Source organism: Alloactinosynnema sp. L-07 (assembly GCF_900070365.1).
Taxonomy (GTDB): domain Bacteria; phylum Actinomycetota; class Actinomycetes; order Mycobacteriales; family Pseudonocardiaceae; genus Actinokineospora.
On the sequence record NZ_LN850107.1, the window covers coordinates 82,149 to 106,257 of the forward strand.

Consider the following 24,109-nt stretch of genomic DNA (forward strand, 5'->3'; position numbering starts at 1 on the left):
GCGATGCTGCGCTCATGTACCCATTGAAGGCCCTCGCAGGCCTGGTCCTCGCGGCTGGATGGGTAGTCCTCGGCCGCTCCATTTTCTTCGGCACCTACGACGTGGGGGCCATCGACGACCTGGAGGCAGGCGGCCGGTTCGCCGCCAACTTCGCGGTGTTCTGGCCGTTCATGCTCGGCACGGTCATCGTCGGCGGGGTGGTCGTCGCGGCGCTGTTCCCGCGACCGGCGACGGCGGTGCCCGTGCTGGTGACGGCGGTGATGTGCACGCTGTTCGCGATCTGGGTGCGGATCCAGGACTTCATGTTCACCGCCTTCCCGAGCGTTCCTCTCGGCGCGTCGCTCCTCGTGATCTTCGGGACAGCCGCGGCGGCCCTGGCCGCCGTCGCGGTGCTTGCGGGGGTGTTGGGCAGGCGGGACGCGTCCGCCCGGGTGGACGCAGGCCACCCGGGCGGACGATCAGACAGTTACGGCCCCGAGTAGCCCATGGAGTAGGCGCCCGCGCCGCTGTAGGCGTGGACGCGGTACCGGTACGACCCGGCGGTCGCTGAGTACGACAGCGTCTCGTCCGCGCTCGACGTCGTGCCGGAGGCCACGTTCGACCACGTGGTGCCGCTCAGCTTCTGCAGGTACAGGTCGTAGTCCGCGCCGTCCGGCCCGTCCAGGCACCCGGTCAGCGTGCCGCCCGCCGCCACCTCGAACGCGTGGTACTCGTTGGCGCCCGTGGCGAGCGTTCCAGTCTTGACGGTCTGGTGGCTGGCGCACTTGCCGGTCGTCCCAGCGGCCAGGGTCAGCCGCCACTCGTTGATCCGGCCGACGTCCTGGCTCGCCTGGTCGCGGGCCCGCAGCTTCCACGTGCCGTCCGCCGTCTCGCCGGTGACGTTGACGGTGAACGTCTTGACGATGTTGTCCGTGCCCCCACCGGTCCGGTTGTGCAGCACATATGGCGTCCCGTCCGGGGCGAGCAGGTCGACCACCAGGTCGCCGATGTAGGTGTGGGCGATGTCCACCGCGACGGTCGCGGTGGTCGGGGTGATCGCGCAGCCGGAGATCGCGATCGGGCTCTCGACGCCGCCGTTGTCCGGAATCGAGAAGTCAGTCGGGTTGGTTCCGGCGCAGCCGCCCGGCTGGACCCCGGTCACAGTCAGGCTGTAGGACGCCTGGCGCGGACCGTTGTTGCCGGTGGCGACGACGGTGATCGGCGCCGTCGCGACCGGCGTCGAGGCCGAGGTCGTGATCGTCAGCGTCGAGGACTGTCCGGACTGGACACTGGGCGGGGCGAAGGTCGCCGTCGTGCCCGCGGGCATCCCGGTGGCCGACAGCGTCAACTGCTGCGGTGTGCCCTGCGTGGTCTGGGTGGACACCGCCACCGTCACCGACCCGCCCTGCGCGACGCTGCCCGAAGCAGGCGTCAGGGCCACCGCGTAGTCACCGGTCGGGTCGTCGCTCACGCCCGCCAGCTTCCACACCGTGTGCGCGATCGCGTTGGTGGTGTGGCCCATCACCCGCGAGCCGACGTTGCTGATCGTGTCGCACGCCGCGTGGTAACAGGGATCGGAGCTGGAGCCGACGCCGCCGACCTTGATGTTGTGGCGGGTGAACGACGAGTGGTCGGAGCTGCCATTCCACGAGATCGGCGTCGTCGGGATGCCCTTGGCCTGGAAGTACTCCTTGAAGGTGTTCGCGATCGCGGTGTCGTGGTTGTAGACACCCCAGGTCGTGACGTCCTTCTGGCCGACCATGTCGAAGTTCAGGTAGGCGTTGATCTTGCCGCGTTCGGTCGCGCCCAGGTTGTCGGCGTAGTACTTGGAGCCGATCAGGCCCAGTTCCTCCGCGCCCCACCAGCCGAACCGCAGCCGCTTCTGCGGACGCAGGCCCGCGCGGGAGACGGCCAGCGCGACCTCAAGCACCGCGGCGGTGCCCGAGCCGTTGTCGTTGAGGCCCGGCCCGGCGGGGACGCTGTCGAGGTGCGCGCCCGCCATGATCACGTTGTTGGCGTCGCCGTGCGGCCACTCGGCGATGACGTTCCAGCCCGCCGCACTGTTGTGGGTGAACTGTTGCAGGGTCGTGGTGAAGCCTGCGGCGTCGAGCTTGGCCTTGACGTAGTCGGCGGACGCGCGGAAGCCGGGTCGGCCGTGCGCGCGGTTGCCGCCGTTGTTGGTGGCGATGGTCTGAAGCTGGTTCAGGTGCGCCATGACGTTCTCGACCGGGATGTCGGGTGCGGCCATGACGTTGCTCGGTGCGGTGGCGACCGGGGCGGAGTTCGCGACACCGATGGCCGTCGACAACGCCACCAGGACCGCCGACACACCGGCGACTAACTTCGTGCGAGTTCTCACTGCTCCTCCTCGGGGCAAGTGGTGTCCGCCCAACCAACCAGCGCGGCCGCGACCGATGATTCGGAGGAAACCCTCGGCCCGTTCACATTCCCACCCAGCGTGTTTCTCCGCGCCTGCCCGGTGGTTCCCTCGTATCGTGGGGACTTCCATGGCAATCGACGAGGAGTGTGGATGGGTCGCCCGAAGATCGACCAGCCCGTGGTGTGGCGCGCGCCCAAAGCCGGGCCGCGGCCCGCGGTGTCGCTGCCGCCGCTGACCGTCCGTCAGGTCACCGGCGTGGGCGCCGAGGACGTCCTCGTCGACGAGCACGGCCACGTGTTCACCGGCGTCGCGGACGGTCGCGTCCTGCGGCTCACCGCCGACGGCAGGCGGCTGGACACCATCGCCGACACCGGCGGCAGGCCGCTGGGCCTTGAGCTGTACCCGGACGGTCGACTGCTGGTCTGCGACGCCGACCGGGGGCTGCTGCTGATCGACCGGACCCACGGCGAGATCGAGGTGCTGATCCCGGCGGGCCCCGGCCTGCGGGTGTGCAACAACGCCGCCGTCGCCAAGGACGGCACGATCTACTTCTCCGACTCCACCAGCCGCTTCGACCTGGAGTTCTGGAAGGCCGACCTGTTGGAGCACTCCGGCACCGGCCGCCTGCTGCGCCGCACCCCGGACGGCGCGGTCGAGACCCTGCTGACCGGCCTCCATTTCGCCAACGGCGTCGCCCTGGCGCCCGACGAGTCCTACGTCGTGGTGGCGCAGACGGGGGAGTACTGCCTCAACCGGCTCTGGCTGACCGGCGACCGCGCGGGCACCTCCGACGTGCTCGTCGACAACCTCCCCGGCTTCCCCGACAACATCTCCACCGGCAGCGACGGCCTCATCTGGATCGCCTTGGCCTCGCCGCGCGCACCGGTGCTCGACCTGCTGCTGCGGACGCCGCCGAAGGTCCGGCAGGTGCTCTGGCGGCTCCCGGAGCCGTTGCAGCCCAAGGAGAAGAAGGTTGTCTGGGTGCGGGCGGTGGACGGGCTGACGGGCCGCACGGTGCACGACTGCTTCGGCAAGGCCCCGGACTACCACATGGTCACGGGCGTGCGGGAGCACAACGGCACGGTCTACCTCGGCAGCCTGAACGAGAGCGCCGTCGCGCTGTTCGACTTGCCCTGAGTGAGCAGGAGGACACGGCCCGCGCGTGTACCGGTCAAGGGCTTTCGGCTGATCAGTTCCGGAATAGGCTTTCCGCACGTCGGGGCCGTAATCCATCGATTGGAGCTGAGTGATGAAGTCCTTGACGCGCGCTGGGCTCGTCGTGGTGCTCGCCGCGACGACTCTGTCCTTCCAGACCGGGACGGCGTCGGCTGACGCTCCCTCCGGCGCCATCTTCACGACGTTGGCAGATGGGACCGAGGTCAACTTCAACCACTTCGACGCCAAGCCCGACGTCTACCTCGACGGCGGCCCCGGCCCCGGCGCCCCGCAGCACGCGGCCGGGCTCGACGACGGCACGTACGTCTATCAGGTGACCGACCCCAGCGGCAAAGTCCTGCTGTCCACCGATCCGGCCCGCTGCCGCCAGTTCGTCGTCACCGCCGGGATCATCTCCGGTGTGGTCGACACCGACTGCGAGCACGTGACCGGCCTCGACGTCGACCACGGCGCCACGACCGTGCAGCTGTTCCCGTTCCTCGACACCCCGAACAACGGCGGCGTCTACAAGGTCTGGGCGACCCGCGTCGGCGACTTCCTCGCGGGCTGCGCGGAACTCGGGGTCGCCAACGGGCTCAACGTGGTCGACTGCGGCAACGCGCCGGGCAACCGGCACGGGTTCGTCCCCGCGGACAGCAAGACCGACAACTTCAAGGTCGACGAGGACGTCATCATCGAGATCGACACCCGGTTCTACCGGCCGGGCGACCCGAACCTGATCGACGGACTCGCGGTCACCTGGACCGACACCAACGGCGCGAGCAACCGCAAGTGGTCGTACTACGCGCCTCAGCTCGACGTGAACCACGAGGCGCACGTGGAGGCCGTCGAGGCAGGCACCCACCGCATCTCCGTCGCCCACCAGCCAGGGTGCCAGGTGCTCGCGATCGACCACGGCCACAAGCACGTCAACGGCGCGGGCTCGGTCGACGTCAAGATCACCAATCTCGGGCGCTCCGCGACGATCTTCATCGACGTCCTCTGCGCGTGAGCGACCCGGTGGCGCGGGCCGTTGTGACCCGCGCCACCTTCGCGCTCGTGCCTGCTCGATTCGGACAAGCCTTACCCGCCCGACGCTTGGTCTCTGCCTGAGTGCCTGGTTTGCTTACTGCTGAGCAGGTACTAGTTCCCCCAGACCCACTGGGCAGGTACCCAGGAGCCGGAGGGCAGAAATGACCGCGACCGTCGAGGGCAGCGGCCCGCAGGTGGATCCCGAGGGGCCCAAGCCGATGTTCGGCACGCCGCGCGGGTTGTGGCCGCAGATCGGTACGTACTTCTTCATCCTGGTGCCGTTCGCCGCGCTCATCGCGGCTGTGCCGCTGGCCTGGGGATGGGGGCTGCTCGGCTGGGTCGACATCGCGTTGGCCGCCTTCTTCTACACCTTCACCTGCCTCGGCGTGACGGTCGGATTCCACCGCTACTTCACCCACGGCGCCTTCAAGGCGAACCGGCCGGTGCGCATCGGCCTGGCGATCGTGGGCTCCATGGCGCTGCAGGGCCCGATCCTGCACTGGGTGGCCGACCACCGCCGCCACCACGCGTTCTCCGACCGCGACGGCGACCCACACTCCCCGTGGGCCTTCGGCACGTCGCCCGCCGCGCTGATCAAGGGCTTCTGGCACGCGCACATGGGCTGGATCTTCGACCGCAAGCTCACCAACGCCGAGCGGTTCGCCCCCGACATGCTGGCCGACCCGGACATCCGCCGCATCGACAAGCAGTTCGGCCTGTGGACCGCGGTCACCATGCTGGCCCCCGCGCTGCTCGGCGGCCTGATCACGTGGTCCTGGATGGGCGCGCTGACCGCGTTCTTCTGGGCCAGCCTGGTGCGGGTGTCGTTCCTGCACCACATCACCTGGTCGACGAACTCGGTCTGCCACATCGTCGGTGAGCGCCCGTTCAAGTCCCGCGACAAGGCGGCCAACTTCTGGCCGCTGGCGATCCTGTCGATGGGCGAGGCCTGGCACAACCTGCACCACGCCGACCCGACCAGCGCCCGCCACGGCGTTCGGCGCGGCCAGATTGACATCTCCGCCCGACTCATCTGGATCTTCGAAAAGTTCGGCTGGGTCAGCGAGGTCCGCTGGCCGACCGAGGCCAGGCTCGCGAAACTCGCCAAGTAGCCGTCGCGACGCGGGGCGGCGGGCCGCTAGGTTCGGGGAAATGTCCCCCCGAACCGCCACCGCCCGCCGCCCCGACCGCGACCAGCTTTTGGAGTTCCTGCGCGCCCGATCGCGCTGCCTGCTGTCGACCACGCGGGCCGACGGCCGCCCGCAGCTCTCCCCGGTCACCTACGGCGTCGACGCCGAGGGCCGGGTCGTCATCTCCACGTATCCCGCGCGGGTCAAGGTCGGCAACATCCGCCGCGACCCGACGGTCTCGGTGTGCGCCCTGTCCGACGACTGGGACGGGCCGTACGCGCAGGTCGACGGGCGGGCTGAGGTCATCGACCTGCCGGACGCGGTGGAGCCGCTGGTGGAGTACTTCCGGGTGATCCGCGGCGAGCACCCGGACTGGGCGGAGTACCGCGCGGCGATGGTTCGGCAGGGCAAGTGCCTGATCCGGGTCACCATCGACCGCTGGGGCCCCATCGCCACCGGCGGCTTCCCGCCAGGCTTGAACCAGTCCTAGGCACTCCCACGGGCCGAGGCGCGCGCGCCCTTATCCCGCCTCGGTAACCGGGGTCCGCTTCGCCAGGGCGTGGTCGACGGCGCGGGCGGCCAGAGCCAGCACGACGAACAGCAGGGCCACGATGAGGCTGTTGAACGCCACCGTGCCGTAGCCGTGGTCGGTCACGTCCAGGAACGGGTACGGATAGAAGTCCACGATCGGGCCGCGGATCAGCGTGAACACCAGGTAGAGCAGCGGGAACAGGGCCGCCAGGACGATCGTCCGGTTGTCGATCAGGCCGCGCGGGCCGAAGACGAGCCAACCCGCGACGGCGAGCAGCGGCGAGGCGGTGTGCAGGAGGAAGTCGGCGACCGCGGCACCGCCCTGCAGGTCGCTGAGGTCGGCGAGGACCGTGTGGTAGACGATGCCGGTGATCGTGATGCCGAGCACGCCCATCAGCCGGAACGCCCGCAAGGCCGTCGAGCGGCGGTCGGGGTCCAGCGCGAGCAGGGCGGTGGTGGCCATCACGATGATGTTGGACTCGATGGTGAAGAAGCACAGCAGGTTGAACAGGCGCCCGGACACGGTGGTGAAGTGCCCGCCGGTGTGGTTCGCGGTGACCACGGTCTGGGTGACCAGACCAGCCAGGACCACCAGCGCGGTGACCCCGAACCACGCGCGCGCGGCTGTTCGTTTCGTCATGGCACGACGGTAGACGGCGGTGACGATCACTCGCCAATCGAAGTCGACCGGCCGAATGACTGATCAATGCGGCAAACGGGTGACGGGGCGTCGCGTTGTGTAACGGAGTGCTCCATTCGGCCGACGAAGTTCGTGTGTCGGTCGAACTGAGGGACCTGGCCTGGGCGAAGGTCAGTGAGACGCGGTCTCCGGAGGAGTCCGGGGCCGCCGTCGGCGCGGACCCGGAGCCGCCATCCCAGGAAGATCAATAACGCGCGCTAACAGCTGCGCAATTCGGCTCGATCCTCCCGCAATTCGGACGCTACGACGCTTGTCCAGGGTGTCGTGCGGCGCCTCGCAATCTATCCGTTATAGTCCGCGGCAACTCGCTAACGGCAGGCGTGTATTGCTCCCGCTTGGCCCTCGGCGACACCACCGACGGTTCAGGACGTTTGCGGAGGCTGCCGTGCGCGCACCCTTGCACGTGACCACACGCGTGACGCGCTCCGCTGTCGTGGTCTCCGCCGTGGGCCGGGTCGACCTGATGTCCGAGGGGCCGTGGCGCGACCAGATCGAGGACGCCTGCGTCGAGGAAAGTCTCAAAACCCTGTTGGTGGTGGACCTGTCCGGGGTGACGTACCTGAGCGTGGGCACGGCGCCGCTGCTGCTGCGGGCGCACCACCACTGCCTGCACCGCGGCAGACGCCTGCGCGTGGCGGTCCCGCCGGGCGCGGTCCTGGGCACCTTGCAGATCACCGGCGTGGCCGAGGCTGTGGCGCTGTTCCGCGACTTGGACTCGGCGCTGCGGCCCGCGGTGTTGTCGTCTTGGTAAGAATGTTGGTCCCAGAAACATATCCGCAACTGGCAAAAAACCGCGAACGGACGAATTGCAAGAGCCCTTTCGAGTGTTTTTCAGAGTCTTGGCCACACAATGAGCCGATCGTGCGTGCTGGTGTACCCGTGAGTCATTCACCTCCGATCTGGTCGCACCCGGTGGCCATCCGCCCGTGATCTTCATTCGGACGGGAGTCCCGTTCGCGTGGGGTCGACAGCGAAGGGTGTGACCTGGGGTAATCACCAGCGGTGATCGTATGGTGACGGATCGTTCAGGCTGGTAGCCGTTGTTCAGCGGTGAGAACCAACCGGAAGGACCTTTCGATGAATCGTCACCTCGTTCGGCTTGTGGCCTCGGTCACGACCGTGAGCGTGCTCTCTCTGGCCGGGGCCGGTATGGCGACCGCGACCACGCCGACGCCCGACCAGCCCCCGGCCGCGGCCGTGTCGACCTCCGACACCGTCAAGCAGCTCCAGGTCATGCACGACCGCATCAAGACGGCACACGACGCCGAGGACGTTGCCGAACTGCTCACCTCGGTCACCGAACTGCGGCCCGTCCTCGACGACGTCCGCGACGTCGCCAGGACAAGTCAGACGCTCGACCTGGTCGAGGAGGCCGACGACACGGCCGCCCAGATCCAGGCCAAGCTGCTGCCGCTGGGTCTGCCGGACCCGATCTCGGCCGTCGCAGGCCTGGTCGCGTCCCTGCTGTCGCTGGTGATGAACCTGTTGGGCAGCCTGCTGGCGTCTTTGCCGATCCCGTTGCCGCTCCCACTGCCGCTGCCCGCGCCCGCCCCGGCGCCCGCTCCGGCGCCCGCCCCGGTTCCGGCGCCGCTCCCACTGCCGCTGCCGCTGCCGAACAACCCCTGATCACCAGAGGAGTCACCGCACCGTCGACTCGCCCCCGATTGTCCGAACAGGACAGTCGGGGGCGAGTACTAGTGTTCTGCACCCGAAATCCGGTGCATAAGTCGGTGGTCCAGGTTTCCGCTGGGTGTGCGGACGGAAGGTCCTCGTACTGGTTGTCCGTGGGCTTTTCGGCCGTGCGGCCAGCGGGAAGCTGGGCCGCCGAATTATGTGGCGGATTTCGGGTGCAGGACACTAGTCACCGCCGGTGGTCGCTCGGGCCGAACACGGTGAGGAAGCGGTCGCGGAAGGCCTCCATCGGCCAGACCGGGGCCGATCGGCCTGGTCGCAGGCCCTCGTCCCACCGCCAGTCGGAGATCCGGTCGATGACGGCGCGGTCGCGGGTGACGACGGTGACCGGGACGTCGCGGCCCGCGTCCGGGCCGGTCACGACCTGGGCGGGCTGGTGGTCGCCGACGAGCACGAGCACCAGGTCGTCGTCGCCGTAGGTCTCCACATAGGACACAAGGGTGTCCACCGTGTATTCGACCGCGCGGGCGTAGTCGCCGCGGACCTCGGCGGGGTCCCGGTTGAAGATCGTCTCGGCCGCCTTGCCGCCGGACGGCATCCCGGCGAAGACCGATCCGTCGCCCACGTCGGCCCAGTCGACCGGCCGCGGCACCGGCGTCCACGGCGCGTGGCTCGACAGCAGGGCGATGGTGGCCATGGTCGGCGGCTGGTCCGGCGTGGTCTGCTCGAAGCGCTGGAACGCCGACAGCGTGTACTGGTCTGGCATGGCGGAGAACCCGAAGCTCGGGCCATGGTAGCCGAGATCCGCGGCCGGGTAGATCCGGTCGTAGCCGAAGAACTCGCCCTCCGGCCAGGCCTCGCTGATCCCGGGCGCCACCCCGACCGTGCGCCAGGCGGCGCGCTGGAAGGCGTGGTTGAGGGTCAGCCGGTCGCTGGCGATCAGCGTGCGATAGCGCTGCTGGTTGTCGATCCGCACGCCCGAGAGCAGGGTGGCCTGGGCGAGCCAGCTGCCGCCGCCCGCCGTCGGCGAGGTGAGGAATCCGCTGCGGGCGGCGAAGCCCGCGTCCTGCAGCCGCCGGGTCCCCGAGTCGAGCGCGGCGGTGACGCGCGGCGCCAGCCCAGGATCTTCGACCGCGCTGCGGCCATAGCTCTCGACGAAGGCGATGACGACGTCCTTGCCGCGCAGCCCGGTCAGCAGCTGGGTGCCGGGGGTGTCCCGGAACGCGTCGACGGCGGCCTCGGCGGCGAACCGCTCCTGGTCGCGCAGGCTCGCGTTCACCGCACGCGCGTGGGCGAACGCCGTCGCGGCCGTATTGCTGGAGACGACGGGCACGCCTGGCACGGTGACGACGATCGACAGGACTGACAGCGCCGCCACGGTCCTGACTGTCGCGGTGCGGTGCCGGACCGCCACCGAACTAACCCTCGACACGGATAGCGTCGTGAGCGCGATCAGGGCGATGGCGGCGACGATGGCCGCCGCGACCGCGCCGACCGCGGCACCGCCGCCCGCGGTCACCTGGACGTAGTCGACCGCCGGGCCGAGCAGGGGCCAGTCCAGGACCAGGTCGAACGGCCGGTTCAGCACCGTGTCGAACCCGATGTCCATGACCTTCACGACCGCGAGCAGGCCAAGGGCGAGCCCGCCCACGCGGACCGCCCAGCGCCGGGGCCCGATTGGCAGCACCAGGAGCAGGACGGCGCCCGCGAGCGCTTCGGCGGGGATCCGCGCGAACGCCCCGAGCGTGAGTCGGTCGGCGTCGCTGGGGGTGAGGAGGACGGCCAGCACGAAGAGGGCCGCGAAGACCGTGGTTGCCCGCCGAACGATCACTGTCGCCCCTCTCTCGGTGTTGGACCTACTCACTACACGTGCGCCCGCCGCCCTCGGTTCAGCTCGGTACGTTGGGTCCGTGACCCGCCCGTATGTGCTGCTCAGCGTCGCCGTCAGCGTCGACGGCTATATCGGCGACCAGGGAACGCGGCGGCTGCCGCTGTCCAACGAGGCCGACTGGGATCTCATCGACCAGGTGCGCGCCGAGTCCGACGCCATCCTGATCGGGGCGGGAACCGTTCGGCGGGACAACCCGCGCCTGCTCGTCTACAGCGCCGAACGCCGGGCCGCGCGGGTCGCGCGCGGGCTGCCCGAGTACCCCTTGAAGGTCACCGTGACCGGGTCGGGCAGGCTCGACCCGGAGCTGCGGTTCTGGCACACCGGCGGCCGGAAACTGGTCTACACCACCACTTCCGGCGAAGCGGCCGTCCCGGCGAGCCTGTCCGACCTCGCCGAAATCGTGGCGCTGGGCCCCGAGATCGAGGTCGGCGCGCTGCTCGACGACCTGGGCACGCGCGGGGTGAACCGGCTCATGGTGGAGGGCGGTGGTCGAGTCCACACCGCCTTCCTCACCGCGGGCCTGGCCGACGAGATCCGCCTCGCCGTTGCACCGATGCTGATCGGCCAGGCCGCCGCCCCGACCTTCCTGCACCCCGCCGAGTTCCCCGGCGGACCGAGCCGCCGGTTCCATCTGGAGGACGTGGTGAAGGTGGGGGACATGGCCGTGCTGCGCTTCTTCCCGAAGCGCGGCTGATCAGCGCCGGACTTTGTCGATCAGCGCGACGATCGTGTCCAGCCGGAGCAGGGCCACGCCTGCGCACAGGGCGAGCAGGACGGCGGGCAGCACCGCGTCACCGTTGGCCAGCAGGAACAGCTCGGTGCCGACGGCGCCGACCATGACCCCGGCCAGCCCGAGCGCGGCCAGGCCGCACAGGCGCGGGATCAGCAGGCCGATCGCGCCCGCGATCTCCAGCGACCCGGTGAGGTAGCGCAGCCACTGGCCGAAGCCGATCTCGTCGAACTTGCGGACGAGATCGTCGCCGAACAGCATGAAGGCGCTGTAGACGAAATACGCGGCCAGCGTCACCTGCACGATCCACAGTCCGGCGGTTCGCGCCCGCGCGGCAACTCCTTGATCAGACATAGGAGCATCCTTCCGTCGGTGCCGAGAGGGAAGCCACCCGGGACGTCCACAGGCCGAGGACGTCGCGGCCGAACGAGGCGGCCAGCGCGATGAGGGCCAGCCCGACCAGCAGCTCCGCGTGCGGGACGACCCCGGACGCGGCGACGACCAGCAGGATTCCCTGCGCCGCTGCGACGGCCTTGCGGGCCACGCTCGGCGAGAGCGGCCCGCTGAGCCACGGCAGCGCCCACGACGCCGCCACGAAGGCGTAGCGCATGACGCCGATCAGCAGCGCCCACGGGCCGACGACGAAGGCGACGTGCACGCTGAGCACCAGGATCAGGAACGCGTCGACCTCCATGTCGAAGCGCGCGCCGAGCGCGGACGCGGTGCCGGTGCGCCGCGCGACCTGCCCGTCGACGAAGTCCAGTGCCAGCGCGATGCCCGCGAGCGCCACGAGCACCGCGGTCGGACCGGTCCCGGTCACCACCAGCGCGGTCACCCCGCCGACCAGCAGGCCCCGCAACAGGGTCACCCGGTCGGCCGGTCCGAGCGTGACCGTGCCGGACCGCCGCATCGCCCCGCTCAGCAGCGCCCACGTGGCCACGCCGTAGGCCAGGCCCGCGAGCCAGCCGGTCGGGCCGAGTTCGGTGACGCCGTCGAGCGCGCCGAGCACCATGAACTGGAGGAAGGCCCAGAGCGCGTGCTCCTGCGCGACGGGGGTCGTGCTGTGCTGAAGTGTGGTCATCACGCGGGCCCTTTCCGGGAGGTTAAGGATGACACGCACGGCACGGGCCTTTTGGTTCACTTCCGCAGAAGAAAGTGTGATCCTCCCTGCTCAGCTGCCTGCGCCAGGCCCGGACGAAGTGGAAGTCCGGACCCTGTTCTCGGCGGTGAGCCGGGGCACCGAGACCCTGGTCGCGCGCGGCGGGGTGCCCGAGAGCCAGTACGGGCCGATGCGGGCGCCGTTCCAGGAAGGCGACTTCCCCTGGCCGGTCAAGTACGGGTATCTCAGCGTCGGCGTGGTCGAGGCCGGGCCGCCCGGACTGCTCGGCCGCACGGTGTTCTGCCTCTATCCACATCAGACTCGCTACGTGGTGCCCGCCGCCGCCGTGACCCCGGTGCCCGACGCCGTTCCCCCCGGGCGGGCGGTGCTCGCGGGCACCGTGGAGACGGCGGTCAACGCGCTGTGGGACGCGGCGCCGCTGCTGGGTGACCGGGTCGCGGTGGTCGGCGGTGGGATGGTCGGCTGCGCGGTCGCGGCCCTGCTGGCCAGGTTCCCCGGGGTTCGGGTCCAGCTCGTCGACACCGACCCGGCCCGCGCGGCGGTCGCGGCGGCGCTCGGCGTCGAGTTCGCGTCGCCGGACAGCGCCGAGGTCGACCGCGACCTGGTGCTGCACGCCTCCGCCACCGAGGCCGGGCTCGCGCGGTCGCTGGAACTGCTGCGGCCGGAGGGCAGGCTCATCGAGCTGAGCTGGTACGGCGACCGCCGGGTCAGTGTGCCGCTGGGCGAGTTCTTCCACTCCCGCAGGCTCACGGTGCGCGCCAGCCAGGTCGGCACGGTGGCGCGGCCCGACCGGACTTTCGGCGAACGGATGGCGCTGGCGCTGGACCTGCTCGCCGATCCCAGGTTCGACGCGCTGATCACGGGGGAGTGCCGCTTCGACGAATTGCCCGAGGTGATGTCGCGGCTGGCCCGCGCCGAGATCGCCACCCTGTGCCACCGCGTTGACTACGCTGCCGCTGGTGAGTGACGCGTACCTGGTGCCCCTGACCACCACCGCCGACGTGCGGGACCTCGGGGCGAAGGTCGCGCTGCTCCCCGTCGGCAGCCTCGAACAGCACGGGCCTCACCTGCCGCTGGTGACCGACACGGTGATCGCGTGCACCATCGCGCGGGAGGTCGCCGCGGCCTATCCGGTCCAGTTGCTCCCGCCCGTGACGATCTCGTGTTCGCACGAGCACGCCGCCTGGCCGGGCACCGTCAGCATTTCGGCGCGGACCCTGCACGCGGTCGTCGAGGACATCGCCGACTCGCTGCGGCGGTCCGGGGTGCCGCACCTGGTCGTGGTGAACGGCCACGGCGGCAACTACGTGCTGTCGAACGTGGTCCAGGAGGCGATGGGCGCGATGGCGCTCTTCCCGAGCCTGGACGACTGGCTGGGCGCCCGCGCGCTGGCCGGGATCGAGACCAGCATGGACACCGACATGCACGCCGGTGAGGTGGAGACCTCGATCCTCCTGCACGCCCACCCTGACCTGGTGAAACCCGGTTACGAGACGAGTGACCACGTCGCCGACGACCGGCGGCACCTGCTCACGCTGGGCATGTCGGCCTACACGGAGTCCGGTGTGGTCGGCCGGGCGTCGCTCGCGTCAGCCCGCAAAGGCGAGGACCTGCTGGCCGGGTTGGTCGCGGCGTTCGCGGGGCACCTCGCGGCGCTTGACGGGTAGCACCACCAGGATGCCGGGCAGGCTCGCCACCAGCGCTAGGACGCCGTAGACCACGGCGGTGGTCAGGCCCTGCGCCGCGCCCAGCCCGGCGGCGCCGAAGGCCACCGCGAGGAACGCCTCCCGCGGCCCGAACCCGCCGACGTTGATCGGCACGGCCATGACCAACAGCGCGAGGATGATCAGTGGGACCAGGGTGCCGACCGGCGCGGTCGAGCCCGCGGCCCGGGCCGCGACGATGAACAGGGCGACGTGGCCCGCGACGGCCGCCGCGGACAGTGTCACCAGGTGGGGAAGCGCGGCCCGGTCGAGGACCCCGACCCGCAGGTCCGCCCAGGTCGCCCGCAGCACCTCGCGGACTCGCGGGGCTCGCGCGGCGACGCCGACGGCCACCGTGAGCGCGATCAGGCACGCGATCACCACGTCGGCGCTCGGGACCAGGTCCAGGCCGCGGATGGGCTGGGTGAAGACCACCACGAGGCCGATGGCGACCAGGACGAGCTGGCCCGCGGTCCGCTCGAACACGACCGCGCGGACCCCGCGGCCGACGTCACCGGACTGCTTCCCGTGGCTCACCGCGCGGTGCACGTCGCCGAGGACGCCCGCCGGGAGCACCGCGTTGAGCAGCAGCGCGCGGTAGTAGTCCGCCACCGCGGTGCGCAGGTTCAGCGGGAGGCCGAGTCGGCGCGAGATCAGGCACCACCGCCACGCGCTCGCCACCGTGGTCAGCCCGCCGATGGCGAGCGCGGCGACGACCGGCCACCCGGCGGCGGCGCGCAGGCCGTCGAGGAACGCGTCGGTTCCCAGCCGCAGACCGAGGCCGACGAGGACGGCGACCGCGAGGCCCAGCCGCAGCCACGGCCACAGGCGCTTCATCTGGTCACCTCCGGGACCGCGAGCAGATCCGTGTGGTGCACGACCACGCGGAACGGCGTCTCCAGCCTGCGCCGCAGGTAGGCGTCGGCCTCGGCGGCCAGGTCAGGTTTCTGCTCGACGGCCGCGCCGACCCAGCCCCGCAGCCATTCCTGGGCGAGGGCGGCCTGATTCGGGCCCAGACGCCACGGGCTCGGCCGGGTGGTCACGCGCGCGCCGAGTCCGCGGAAGGCTTCGGCGGTGACCGCCACGGCGTCCGGGCCGAGCAGCTCGTGTCCGTCGACGCGGCGGCGTTGGTGGGCGTTGAAGGCCGCCTCGAACTCGCTGTCCAACTTGTCCGCCGGGTCGAACTCGATGACTCCGGCGACGGACAGGGTGAACAGGGCGGGGACGCCCGCCCCGGCGCACGCGTTCGCCAGCGCCCGCACGTCGTCGGCGGTGAGCAGGTCCAGCAGCGCCGACGCGGTCACGAGGTCGGTGTCGTCGAGGTCAGCGGCGGTCAGCGCGGTCACGTCGCCCTCCTGGGTGCGCACGGTGACGTTCGGGCCCGCCACGCGTTCGGCCGCCAGCGCGAGCAGCCGGGGGTCCCGGTCGTGCAGCACCCATTCCTGGGGGCGACCCAGCCTGCCTGCGAGCCATCGGCCCATTGATCCTGTTCCACATCCCAGGTCACGTACGACCAAGGGGATTCGGTTCACAATGATCTTCGGAACCAGGTCGGCCAACTCGGCCGACCGGGCGTCGGCGTCGGCGGGCTCGCGCAGTGCCAGCCATTCCGGGGCGAAACCAGGCGAGGTCATTGGCGCAGGCTAGACAGCGCCTCGGCGAGATCCCGCACTGACTGGTCCCACGTCGACAGCTCATCCCGACGGCGCAGCGCCGCAGCCCGTGCTCGCTGCCGCAGCGCGCTGTCGCTGAGCCAGTTCCGCAAAGCCGTCGCGAGCGCGTCGGGGTCGCCCGGCGGCAGGAGTGTCCCGCCTTGGCCGAGCGCGTCGGGAACGCCGCTGGCCAGCACCGGGACACCGCGCGCCAGCGCCTCGGTGACCACCATGCCGAAGGTCTCGGCACGGGACGGCAGGACGAACAGGTCGGCCGCGGCGTAGGCGTCGGCGAGCGGCTCGCCGACCAGGGGACCGGTGAACTGGATCCGGGCACCGAGCCCGTGCCGCTCGATCAGCGACTCCACCCGCTTGACGTGCGCCGTGTCGGGCAGCGGCCCGACACACTCGCAGTGCCAAGGCAGGTCGGTCAGCGTCGCGAGGGCCTCGACCAGCACGTCGTGCCCTTTGCGCGGAGTCACCGAGGCCACACAGAGCAGCCGCGACGCGCCGTCCGTGCCGGGCGCGACCGGCGCTGGGTCGGTGCCGGGCACGACCGTGCGCACCCGGCTCAGTTCGTGGTGCTGGACCAGCCGCGACGCCGTCGACGGGCCGGTCGCCACCACCAGGCGTGCGGCCCGCAGAACCTCGCCTTCCCGCGCGTCGAGTTTCGCGGCGTCAGCGGGCGTCAGGCCGGTCTCGTCGGCCAGTGGAAGGTGGACCAGCACGGCCAGCCGCAGCCGGCCGGCATGGGGGAGGACCACCTCGGGCACGCCGCAGGCCACGAGACCGTCGAGCAGCACGACCGCGCCGTCCGGGCAGTCGGCGAGTGCCTTGGCGAGCAGGGCACGCGCTGTTTGGTCCGGCCTGGGCCAGGTGCCTGGGACAGAGATTTCGTGGACCGGGATCCCCAGGTCCACGAGCCCCGCGCACATCCGCCGGTCGTAGACGTTACCCCCGCTGGGCGTCACCGGGTCGTCGATGCCGCCCGGCACCACGATGTGGATCACAGCGAGCGCGTGTAGCCGGCCCACGCGACGTGCGACTCCTGCAGCGTGACCTCGATCCCGGCCAGCCCGCGCGCGCCTTCACCGAGCGCGCCTTGGTGCACCCGGTCGGCGAGCTGGTCGGCGATGTGCTTGGCGAGGTACTCGGTCGAGGTGTTGATCCCGGCGAAAGCGGGAACGTCATCGAGGTTCCGGTAGTTCAGTTCATCGAGGACCTCGTGAAGTTGGACGGTCGCCAGTCCGATGTCGACGACGATGTTGTCGGCGTCGAGTTCAGGTCGGGTGAACCGGGCGTCCACCACATACGTGGCTCCATGTAACCGCTGCGCTGGTCCGAAGACCTCGCCGCGGAAGCTGTGGGCGATCATCACGTGATCACGGACAGTGATGCTGAACAGGGTGTCCTCCACGGTGTGAGCGGGTTACGGTACGACGGCCGGACGATCGTAAATGGCGATCAAGTCGGCCCGGGCGAGAGGACCGGATGCACGAGCAGCATGTCATCAACGGCGACGACGTCGCCGAGTCGAACCTGGTCACCCGACGTGGCACGTTCCGCGCTGTCGCGTTCCGACTGGCCGGGCACGAACACATGGCCATGGTCTACGGAAAGGTCCGCCTCCGCGAGCGCGTGCTCGTACGAGTGCACTCCGAGTGCATGACCGGCGACATCTTCGGCGCCATGCGCTGTGAGTGCGGGGAACAGCTGAACGCCGCACTAGACGCGATTGTCAGCGAGGGCAGCGGGGTCTTGATCTACCTACGCGGCCACGAGGGTCGCGGAATCGGCCTGGTGGCAAAGGTCCGAACACATGTGCTGCAGGACGAGCAGGGCCTGGACACCCTCGACTCGGCCACGTCACTGGGATTGCCGGTCGACGTCCGGGACTACACCCCCGCCGCGACGGTGCTCCGACACTTGGGCGTTCGCTCGGTACGCCTGATGTCGAACAACCCGGACAAGGTCGACGCACTGGAGTCGCAGGGCGTACCAGTGGTCGACCGAGTGCCGCTGCTGGTCCGGGCCACCGACCACAACATCGGATACCTAACAGCCAAGCGAGACCGACTAGGCCACGACCTCCCACAGGTCGACCTGTTCGATCTCCCCCGCGTGGCCGACAGCTGATCCGCAACCACACCTGCCCGTTCCCCGGACGTCCCTGTCCGGACACCAGAACAACAGAGATTGCGATCCTGTTGCGCGTACTCCGGTCTGCTTTGTAAGCATCGATGGAGAAGACGGTCCGGAAAGGGCGGTGAGACGCTGGGTTCCCCCAACCACGGGCGGTGAAGTGCGAATGGCGGCGGTGCGGGCGGTGCGGGGTGCTATCCAGGTCGACCGGGACGAGCGCGACCTCATCATCGCTGACACGCGAACCCTGCTGGAGGAGATCCTGCTCCGCAACGAGCTCGCGCCCGACGACATCATCAGTCTCTTCTTCACCACGACCCCCGATCTGGCCAGCGGTTTCCCGGCCGCGGCGGCGCGGGAGTTGGGGCTGGTGGACGTTCCGCTGATGTGTGCCACCGAGATCGCGGTGCCCAACGCCCTGCGGCGGGTTGTTCGGGTTCTCGCCCATATCAACACCGACCTCTCGCGGAGCGACGTCGAACACGTCTATCTGCGCGGCGCGGGGCGGTTGCGGCCGGATCTGGTCGACCGCTCGCGTCAAATCCAGCGGCGGACTACGCGCGGCGAGCCGGGCTTGTCCGCGTGACGGTAGGACGAGAGGAACCACGCTAATGGTAATTGTCATGACGGCCGACGCGACCGAGGCGGATGTCGCGGCGGTTGTCAGCCAGGTGGAATCGGTCGACGGCCAGGCGTTCGTCAGCCGGGGCGTTCGCCGGACGATCATCGGGCTGGTCGGCGACGTCGACCGGTTCGTCGAGATGGACCTCGACCGGCTGCGTGGGGTCAGCAGCGTTCGCCGGATCACCGCGGGGTACAAGCTGGTCAGCCGGGAACACCACCCGGCGCGGTCCACCGTCCATGTCGGTGGGGTGCAGATCGGCCCGCACACCGTCACCATGATCGCCGGGCCGTGCGCGGTCGAGACACCTGAGCAGACCCTCCTCGCGGCGCGGATGGCGCAGGCGGCGGGGGCGACGATCCTGCGGGGTGGGGCGTTCAAGCCGCGGACCTCGCCGTACGCGTTCCAAGGGCTCGGGGTGCACGGGCTGCGGATCCTGGCCGACGTCAAGCGCGCCACCGGGATGCCGATCGTGACCGAGGTGGTCGGGCCCAAGGACGTCGACGTGGTCGCCGAGTACGCCGACATGCTGCAGGTCGGCACTCGGAACATGCAGAACTTCCCGCTGCTGCAAGCCGTCGGCGAGTGCGGCAAGCCGGTTCTCCTCAAGCGCGGCATGAACGCCACGATCGAGGAGTGGCTGATGGCCGCGGAGTACATCGCCCAGCGCGGCAACCTCGACATCGTGCTGTGCGAGCGCGGGATCCGGACCTTCGAGACCGCGACCCGCAACACCCTCGACATCTCCGCGGTCCCCGTCGCCCAACGGCTCTCGCACCTGCCGGTGATCGTCGACCCGTCGCACTCCGGCGGCAGGCGCGACCTGGTCCTGCCGTTGAGCCGCGCGGCGATCGTGGCGGGCGCGGACGGGCTGATCATCGACGTGCACCCCAAGCCGGAGGCCGCGCTGTGCGACGGCCCCCAGGCACTGGTCAAGGAAGACCTGCAGGTGCTGGCCCACTCGGTGCGCCAACTGACGGCCTTCATGGGCCGCACGCCGCCCCAGCGTGAGGAATGGCTGGCGAGCTAGCGGGAAAGTCCATTATGGACTGTCCGGCCTGCGTTCGCCGCGGGCCGGACAGTCCGCATTTCGGAAGACAAACGGCGCCTACGCGCGGGACATGATGGGTGGGCCCACCACCTGCCAGTGCCAGGAGTGCCGATGAGAACCGCGCACCGGACCTGCCCCATCTGCGACGCCATCTGCGGCCTGCGGCTCACCGTCGACGACGGCGGCCAGGTCACGTCGGTCAAGGGCGACCGCGACGACCCGCTGTCCAAGGGCTACCTGTGCCCCAAGGGCGCCAGCCTGGCCAACATCGACGCCGACCCCGACCGCCTGCGCATGCCGATGATCCGTGAGGGCGAGCAGTGGCGCGAGGCGAGCTGGGAAGAGGCGTTCCGCGCGGTCGACACGGGTCTGCGCGCCGTCATGGACACCCATGGCCGGGACGCGGTCGGTGTCTACTTCGGCAACCCGACCTATCACACGATGGCGGGTTTCATGTACCGCCAACCGCTCTCGCAGTCCCTGGGCAGCCGCAACGTCTACTCGGCCGCGACGATCGACCAGATGCCCAAACACGTCTCCACCGGCCTGATGTTCGGCGACGCCATGGCATTCCCCGTGCCCGACATCGACCGTACAGACTATCTCCTGGTCCTCGGCGCGAACCCGTTGGTGTCCAACGGCTCCCTCTGTGTGGCCCCCGACTTCGGCGGCAGGCTCAAGGCTTTGAAGGCGCGTGGCGGCAAGCTCGTGGTGGCCGACCCCCGCCGGACCCGGACCGCCGCGGTCGCGGACGAGCACCTGGCCATTCGTCCGGGTACCGACCCGTACTTCCTGTTGTCGATCGTGCATACGTTGCTCACCGAGGATCTGACGACTATCGAGGTCCCTGTCGCGGGCCTTGATGAACTGCGCGCGCTCGCTGCCGACTTCAGTCCGGCGGTGACGGAGTCGATCACCGGTATCGCGTCCGCGACGACTCACCGCGTGGCCCGTGAACTGGCCGCCGCCCCGAGCGCGGCGGTGTATGGGCGGATCGGCACCAGCACGGTCGAGTTCGGCACGGTGGCGCAGTGGTTGATCGACACGGTCAACATCCTGACCGGAAACTTTGACTCTCCTGGCGGCGTGATGTTCACCCGCACGGCCGCGTTCGAGATCTTCCGGACTGGTCAGACGTTCGCGATGGGTTCCTGGCACAGTCGGGTTCGCGGGCTTCCGGAGATTCTTGGCGAGGTTCCGGTCGCCACTCTCGCTGATGAGATCGAGACGCCTGGGGAGGGTCAGGTTCGGGCGATGATCATGATTGCCGGGAATCTCGTTCTGTCGGCGCCCAACGGACCGCGGCTTGACCGGGCGTTCGCGGACCTCGATTTCATGGTCTGCGTCGATCCCTATCTCAACGAGACCACTAAGCACGCCAACGTCATCCTCCCCCCGCCAGGCATCCTCCAGGCCCCGCATTACGACTTCCTTGAGTTGACGGTGGTCGTGCGCAACTACGTCCGTTTCTCGCCCGCTGTGAAGCCGCTGGCGGATGACCAGCGCTCGGAGGCGGAGATTCTGGCCAAGTTGACGATGATCGTCAGCGGTATGGGGCCGGATGGTGAGGTGGCGGGCTTTGACGAGATGGTCATCGGCGGGCTTCTGGAGGCTATGACTCAGATCCCGATCACTACGATCGCTGGTCGTGATCCTGTTGAGGTTCGAGCGGAACTTACCGGTGACACCGGCCCCGAGATCTTCCTGGACGCGTTGCTGAAACTCGGACCGTACGGGCTCTCGTTGGCGGAACTGAAGAAGCACCCCAGCGGACTTGATCTGGGTGAGTTGAAGCCGCGGTTTGGTGAGCTTCTCATGACGGCGTCGGGCAAGGTCGAACTGGCGCCGGAACCCCTTGCCGAAGAAGTGGGACGACTGAAGGAGCGTCTGGCGGCTGAGCCTGCCGATCTGTTGCTCATCGGGCGTAGGCAGTTGAGGTCGAACAACAGTTGGCTGCACAACGTCCCCACGTTGGTTGGTGGGAGCAACCAATGCACGCTTCAGGTGAACCCCGCCGACATCGAACGACTCGGCCTGGGGGAGCGGGCGATCATCAAGTCGGCGGCGGGTGAGCTTGTCGTGCCGGTGGAGGCGACCGACACGATCATGGCGGGCGTGGTGAGCCTGCCGCACGGTTGGGGCCATACGGAGAAGTCGATGCCAGTGGCGCTGGCTCATGCAGGGGTCAACGCGAACGCGCTCACCAACGAGATGGTCATCGATCGGGCGTCGGGAAACGCGGTGTTCTCCGGAGTGCCCGTGACGGTCCGACCCGCTTAACGGCAGGCCATGCCTACTAGCCGCTCTCGGAGGTCGCGGCCAACAACGGGACGACGACGTCACTGACTGGGGTGGCGATGCCATGTCGGCGTCCCAGGCGTCGCACGACGCCGTTGCGGGCCTCCCATTCCAGGGGACGGCAGGCGACGCGGTCGGCCAAGATGGACGAACCAAGGCCCGGCGCCATCGCGGCCAGGGCGTCGACCAGTTCCCCGCCCACCGTGTCGTCCAGTCGGGCGCCCTCGGCCCGAGCCACCGCGAGGCATTCGGCGGCCATCGCCCGCGCGAGTTCCTGAATGTCTTCGCGGCGGTAGATGCCCGCTGGTCGCCCGGTGAGGGCCATCAATCCACCAACCGCGTTGCTCGTGAGCTTGCGCCACAGTTCGGTGGTGAAGTCGTCCACGGTCTCGACCAGGGTCATTCCGCCGTGCATCAGCGAGGCGAACCTGTCGCCCGCCTCGCCCGAGGGCACCATTATCCGCGAGCCTGCCCGCAGCACGACGTGGTTCGACGCCACCGACTCGGCGCCGAACCAGACGATCGCGGGAAGTACCGCGGCCTGCCCCACCAGCGGCATGACGCGCTCCCGGTGTTCGACACCGTTTTGCAGGACCACCACAGTGGTGTCCTCATCGCACAGTGCCGACAGATAGCCCGCCGTCGCGGCGGTCTGATGAGCCTTGACAGCGAGCAGGACCCAGTCCACCGGGCCGTGCACATCCGCCGGAGAAGTGAGCACGGGTCCAGGCAACACGGTCTTCTCGCCGGTTCGCTCGTTCGCCACAGTGATCCGACCGGGATCGCGTCGTCCGCACAGTACCGTCTTGTACCGCCCGGCCTGCTGCACCGCTGCCGCGCACACCGAGCCGATCGCTCCAGGACCGACCACCGCTACCCGTTCCGGCACGGCCTACAGCCAGCCTGCTTCTCGGGCTATGCGGATGGCGTCCACGCGGTTGCGGGCGTTCAGCTTGGTGACGATGGAGGCCAGGTAGTTGCGTACGGTGCCGGGGGAGAGGAACAGCCTGCCCGCGATCTGTTGAGCGTCCAAACCATCCGCTGCGAGGCGCAGGATCTCGGTTTCGCGATCGGTGAGTGGGCAGTCGGGCATGTCCCAGGCGGCCAGTGCCAGTTGACTGTCCACAACTCGCTCACCTGCGGCTACTCGGCGGGCGGCGTTGGCGAGTTTGTCGGCGGGGGCGTCCTTGAGCATGAAGCCGTTGACCTTCGCGGCCAGTGCCCGGCGGACCGTCGCAGGCCTGCCGAGGCTGGTCAGGATCAGGGTGCGGCACGACGGTAGTTCGGCGTGGAGTTCGACGGCGGCGGTCAGGCCGTCTTTTCCAGGCAGGTCGATGTCGATGATGGCGACATCAGGCGAGCATTGGAGGGCCGTGGGCACGATCTTGTCGCCCTCGGCTACTTCGGCCACTACCTCGATGTCCTCTTCGAGGTTGAGCAGCGCCACAAGCGCACCCCGGACCATATGCATGTCCTCGGCGAGCAGCACCCTGATCACGACGACCCCTTGCTCGTGCAAACTTTGAAGAGCGAGAGCATCGTAGCCCCGGTGGCGGTGCGGCGGCGGGATTGGGGGGACACCGCCCGCCGCGCATGCCCTCGCAGCGGCGGACGGTGTCAGCTTGTGGACGTCCCGACCGACAGCAGCTCCCGTTGCAGTTTCTGCAGATCAGCGCAGGGTTCGAGGCCGAGTTCCTCGTTCAGCTTCGTCCGCAGGTCGCGGTACATCTCCAGGGCCTCCAGGCGCCGTCCGCTCAGTCCCAGTGCCTTCATCAGCTGCCCGTGCAGGCCCTCGTCGTGCGGGTTCTCCGCGACCAGGGAACGCAGCTCGGGGATCAGGGCGCGGTGCTGGCCCGCCTCGATCTCGGCCTGGATGCGCAGGTATCGGGCGGCGTTGTACTGCTCCTCCAGGTCGACCGCGTACGCCGACAGCACCGGCCCGCACGGCACGTTGGCCATCGGCGGTCCCGCCCACAGCGCCAACGCCGCCCGTAGCGTGTTGGCCGCCGCGGCCGGGTCGGTGGCCAGGAGGTCGCGGCCCTGTTTGCAGAGCCGCTGGAAGGTGAAGACGTCGATCTGCTCGCGGTCCACTTTGAACACGTACCCCGGCGGCTTGGTTACCACCACGTCGCCCGCCGCCAGGCCGTTGCGCTCGATGCATTGCCGCAGGTGGTAGACGTAGGTCTGCATGGTCTTGCGGACGCTTCGGGGCGGGTCCTGGGCCCATAATTCCCGGATGATCGTGTCTGCGTCGACGACCTGGCCCGCGCGCATTAGCAGCAGTGCGAGAAGCTGCAGCACTTTCGGCCCGGTGGGTGCGTAGTCCACTTCGTCCATGCGGACTTCCAACGGGCCAAGAAG

26 protein-coding genes are annotated in these 24,109 nt (G+C 69.5%); 14 read left to right on the plus strand and 12 right to left on the minus strand.

What is annotated here, in order from left to right; all coding sequences use genetic code 11:
• The first annotated feature begins 14 nt into the window (after positions 1–14).
• Positions 15–482, plus strand: coding sequence for a hypothetical protein (locus BN1701_RS00355; protein WP_054044363.1), 468 nt, complete (start codon positions 15–17; stop codon positions 480–482).
• Here the strand turns inward: BN1701_RS00355 and BN1701_RS00360 are convergent.
• Positions 467–2,338 (minus strand): M20/M25/M40 family metallo-hydrolase, encoded by a 1,872-nt coding sequence (locus BN1701_RS00360; protein WP_082859570.1) that lies wholly within the window; start codon positions 2,336–2,338, stop codon positions 467–469. The two genes, BN1701_RS00355 and BN1701_RS00360, sit on opposite strands and share 16 nt — an antisense overlap.
• A 171-nt stretch (positions 2,339–2,509) precedes the next feature.
• Between BN1701_RS00360 and BN1701_RS00365 the strand changes: the two genes are divergently transcribed.
• The 4 genes from BN1701_RS00365 to BN1701_RS00380 all read left to right on the plus strand — a co-directional run bounded on the left by BN1701_RS00365 (position 2,510) and on the right by BN1701_RS00380 (position 6,166).
• Complete coding sequence (locus tag BN1701_RS00365; protein ID WP_082859571.1) at positions 2,510–3,496, plus strand: SMP-30/gluconolactonase/LRE family protein; 987 nt, start codon at positions 2,510–2,512, stop codon at positions 3,494–3,496.
• A gap of 112 nt (positions 3,497–3,608) precedes the next feature.
• Positions 3,609–4,526 (plus strand): hypothetical protein, encoded by a 918-nt coding sequence (locus BN1701_RS00370; RefSeq protein ID WP_054044365.1) that lies wholly within the window; start codon positions 3,609–3,611, stop codon positions 4,524–4,526.
• A gap of 181 nt (positions 4,527–4,707) precedes the next feature.
• A complete protein-coding gene (locus tag BN1701_RS00375; protein ID WP_054044367.1) occupies positions 4,708–5,658 on the plus strand; it encodes an acyl-CoA desaturase in 951 nt (316 codons plus the stop codon).
• A gap of 40 nt (positions 5,659–5,698) precedes the next feature.
• The gene (locus tag BN1701_RS00380; RefSeq protein ID WP_054044369.1) at positions 5,699–6,166 is read left to right on the plus strand and encodes a PPOX class F420-dependent oxidoreductase; all 468 of its coding nucleotides are present in this window, start codon (positions 5,699–5,701) and stop codon (positions 6,164–6,166) included.
• Positions 6,167–6,196: 30 nt separating this feature from the next.
• Here the strand turns inward: BN1701_RS00380 and BN1701_RS00385 are convergent, their stop codons facing one another.
• Positions 6,197–6,847: a Pr6Pr family membrane protein gene (locus tag BN1701_RS00385; protein WP_054055505.1), complete on the minus strand. Its 651-nt coding sequence runs from the start codon at positions 6,845–6,847 to the stop codon at positions 6,197–6,199.
• Between the two features lie 463 nt (positions 6,848–7,310).
• Here BN1701_RS00385 and BN1701_RS36265 point away from each other — a divergent pair, with 463 nt between their 5' ends.
• Together BN1701_RS36265 and BN1701_RS35105 are read left to right on the plus strand one after the other, a co-directional pair.
• Positions 7,311–7,658 (plus strand): STAS domain-containing protein, encoded by a 348-nt coding sequence (locus BN1701_RS36265; RefSeq protein ID WP_054044372.1) that lies wholly within the window; start codon positions 7,311–7,313, stop codon positions 7,656–7,658.
• A gap of 326 nt (positions 7,659–7,984) precedes the next feature.
• Positions 7,985–8,533: a hypothetical protein gene (locus BN1701_RS35105; protein ID WP_172803154.1), complete on the plus strand. Its 549-nt coding sequence runs from the start codon at positions 7,985–7,987 to the stop codon at positions 8,531–8,533.
• 235 nt (positions 8,534–8,768) lie between these two features.
• Here BN1701_RS35105 and BN1701_RS00400 read toward each other — a convergent pair whose 3' ends face one another.
• A complete protein-coding gene (locus BN1701_RS00400; protein ID WP_054044376.1) occupies positions 8,769–10,370 on the minus strand; it encodes a sulfatase in 1,602 nt (533 codons plus the stop codon).
• Between the two features lie 79 nt (positions 10,371–10,449).
• On the opposite strand from BN1701_RS00400, the gene BN1701_RS00405 reads away from it, so the two are divergent.
• Complete coding sequence (locus tag BN1701_RS00405; protein WP_054044378.1) at positions 10,450–11,124, plus strand: dihydrofolate reductase family protein; 675 nt, start codon at positions 10,450–10,452, stop codon at positions 11,122–11,124.
• On the opposite strand, the gene BN1701_RS00410 is transcribed toward BN1701_RS00405, so the two are convergent.
• Positions 11,125–11,514 (minus strand): DoxX family protein, encoded by a 390-nt coding sequence (locus BN1701_RS00410; protein ID WP_054044380.1) that lies wholly within the window; start codon positions 11,512–11,514, stop codon positions 11,125–11,127.
• On the minus strand, positions 11,507–12,241 hold the full coding sequence (locus BN1701_RS00415; RefSeq protein ID WP_054044382.1) for a CDP-alcohol phosphatidyltransferase family protein: 735 nt from the start codon (positions 12,239–12,241) through the stop codon (positions 11,507–11,509). The genes BN1701_RS00410 and BN1701_RS00415 overlap by 8 nt, the downstream gene beginning before the upstream one ends.
• Before the next feature lie 28 nt (positions 12,242–12,269).
• Between BN1701_RS00415 and BN1701_RS00420 the strand changes: the two genes are divergently transcribed.
• Together BN1701_RS00420 and BN1701_RS00425 are read left to right on the plus strand one after the other, a co-directional pair.
• On the plus strand, positions 12,270–13,247 hold the full coding sequence (locus BN1701_RS00420; protein WP_054044384.1) for a zinc-binding alcohol dehydrogenase: 978 nt from the start codon (positions 12,270–12,272) through the stop codon (positions 13,245–13,247).
• The gene (locus tag BN1701_RS00425) at positions 13,240–13,947 is read left to right on the plus strand and encodes a creatininase family protein (RefSeq protein WP_054044386.1); all 708 of its coding nucleotides are present in this window, start codon (positions 13,240–13,242) and stop codon (positions 13,945–13,947) included. The genes BN1701_RS00420 and BN1701_RS00425 overlap by 8 nt, the downstream gene beginning before the upstream one ends.
• Here the strand turns inward: BN1701_RS00425 and BN1701_RS00430 are convergent.
• From BN1701_RS00430 to BN1701_RS00445, 4 genes are read right to left on the minus strand one after another with little or no spacing between them, the layout of a single operon-like run.
• Positions 13,870–14,820 (minus strand): lysylphosphatidylglycerol synthase transmembrane domain-containing protein, encoded by a 951-nt coding sequence (locus BN1701_RS00430; protein ID WP_054044388.1) that lies wholly within the window; start codon positions 14,818–14,820, stop codon positions 13,870–13,872. The two genes, BN1701_RS00425 and BN1701_RS00430, sit on opposite strands and share 78 nt — an antisense overlap.
• Positions 14,817–15,617 (minus strand): class I SAM-dependent methyltransferase, encoded by an 801-nt coding sequence (locus tag BN1701_RS00435; RefSeq protein WP_054044390.1) that lies wholly within the window; start codon positions 15,615–15,617, stop codon positions 14,817–14,819. Before BN1701_RS00435 ends, BN1701_RS00430 begins: the two co-directional genes overlap by 4 nt.
• The gene (locus tag BN1701_RS00440) at positions 15,614–16,669 is read right to left on the minus strand and encodes a glycosyltransferase family 4 protein (RefSeq protein WP_054044392.1); all 1,056 of its coding nucleotides are present in this window, start codon (positions 16,667–16,669) and stop codon (positions 15,614–15,616) included. Before BN1701_RS00440 ends, BN1701_RS00435 begins: the two co-directional genes overlap by 4 nt.
• Entirely contained in the window at positions 16,642–17,040 is a 399-nt protein-coding gene (locus BN1701_RS00445; RefSeq protein ID WP_054055506.1) for a 6-carboxytetrahydropterin synthase, read from the minus strand. The genes BN1701_RS00440 and BN1701_RS00445 overlap by 28 nt, the downstream gene beginning before the upstream one ends.
• A gap of 86 nt (positions 17,041–17,126) precedes the next feature.
• Between BN1701_RS00445 and BN1701_RS00450 the strand changes: the two genes are divergently transcribed.
• From BN1701_RS00450 to BN1701_RS00465, 4 genes are all read left to right on the plus strand, one after another.
• Positions 17,127–17,771, plus strand: coding sequence for a GTP cyclohydrolase II (locus tag BN1701_RS00450; RefSeq protein WP_054044394.1), 645 nt, complete (start codon positions 17,127–17,129; stop codon positions 17,769–17,771).
• 172 nt (positions 17,772–17,943) lie between these two features.
• The gene (aroH, locus tag BN1701_RS00455; RefSeq protein WP_067520453.1) at positions 17,944–18,363 is read left to right on the plus strand and encodes a chorismate mutase; all 420 of its coding nucleotides are present in this window, start codon (positions 17,944–17,946) and stop codon (positions 18,361–18,363) included.
• A 37-nt stretch (positions 18,364–18,400) separates the two neighbouring features.
• Positions 18,401–19,429, plus strand: coding sequence for a 3-deoxy-7-phosphoheptulonate synthase (gene aroF, locus BN1701_RS00460; protein WP_231949381.1), 1,029 nt, complete (start codon positions 18,401–18,403; stop codon positions 19,427–19,429).
• A gap of 132 nt (positions 19,430–19,561) precedes the next feature.
• Positions 19,562–21,730 (plus strand): molybdopterin-dependent oxidoreductase, encoded by a 2,169-nt coding sequence (locus BN1701_RS00465; protein WP_054055507.1) that lies wholly within the window; start codon positions 19,562–19,564, stop codon positions 21,728–21,730.
• Between the two features lie 16 nt (positions 21,731–21,746).
• Here the strand turns inward: BN1701_RS00465 and BN1701_RS00470 are convergent, their stop codons facing one another.
• The 3 genes from BN1701_RS00470 to BN1701_RS00480 all read right to left on the minus strand — a co-directional run bounded on the left by BN1701_RS00470 (position 21,747) and on the right by BN1701_RS00480 (position 24,085).
• On the minus strand, positions 21,747–22,637 hold the full coding sequence (locus tag BN1701_RS00470) for an oxidoreductase (RefSeq protein WP_082859575.1): 891 nt from the start codon (positions 22,635–22,637) through the stop codon (positions 21,747–21,749).
• 3 nt (positions 22,638–22,640) lie between these two features.
• On the minus strand, positions 22,641–23,246 hold the full coding sequence (locus tag BN1701_RS00475) for a DNA-binding response regulator (protein ID WP_054044399.1): 606 nt from the start codon (positions 23,244–23,246) through the stop codon (positions 22,641–22,643).
• Between the two features lie 119 nt (positions 23,247–23,365).
• On the minus strand, positions 23,366–24,085 hold the full coding sequence (locus tag BN1701_RS00480) for an AfsR/SARP family transcriptional regulator (RefSeq protein ID WP_054044402.1): 720 nt from the start codon (positions 24,083–24,085) through the stop codon (positions 23,366–23,368).
• Positions 24,086–24,109: the final 24 nt, after the last annotated feature.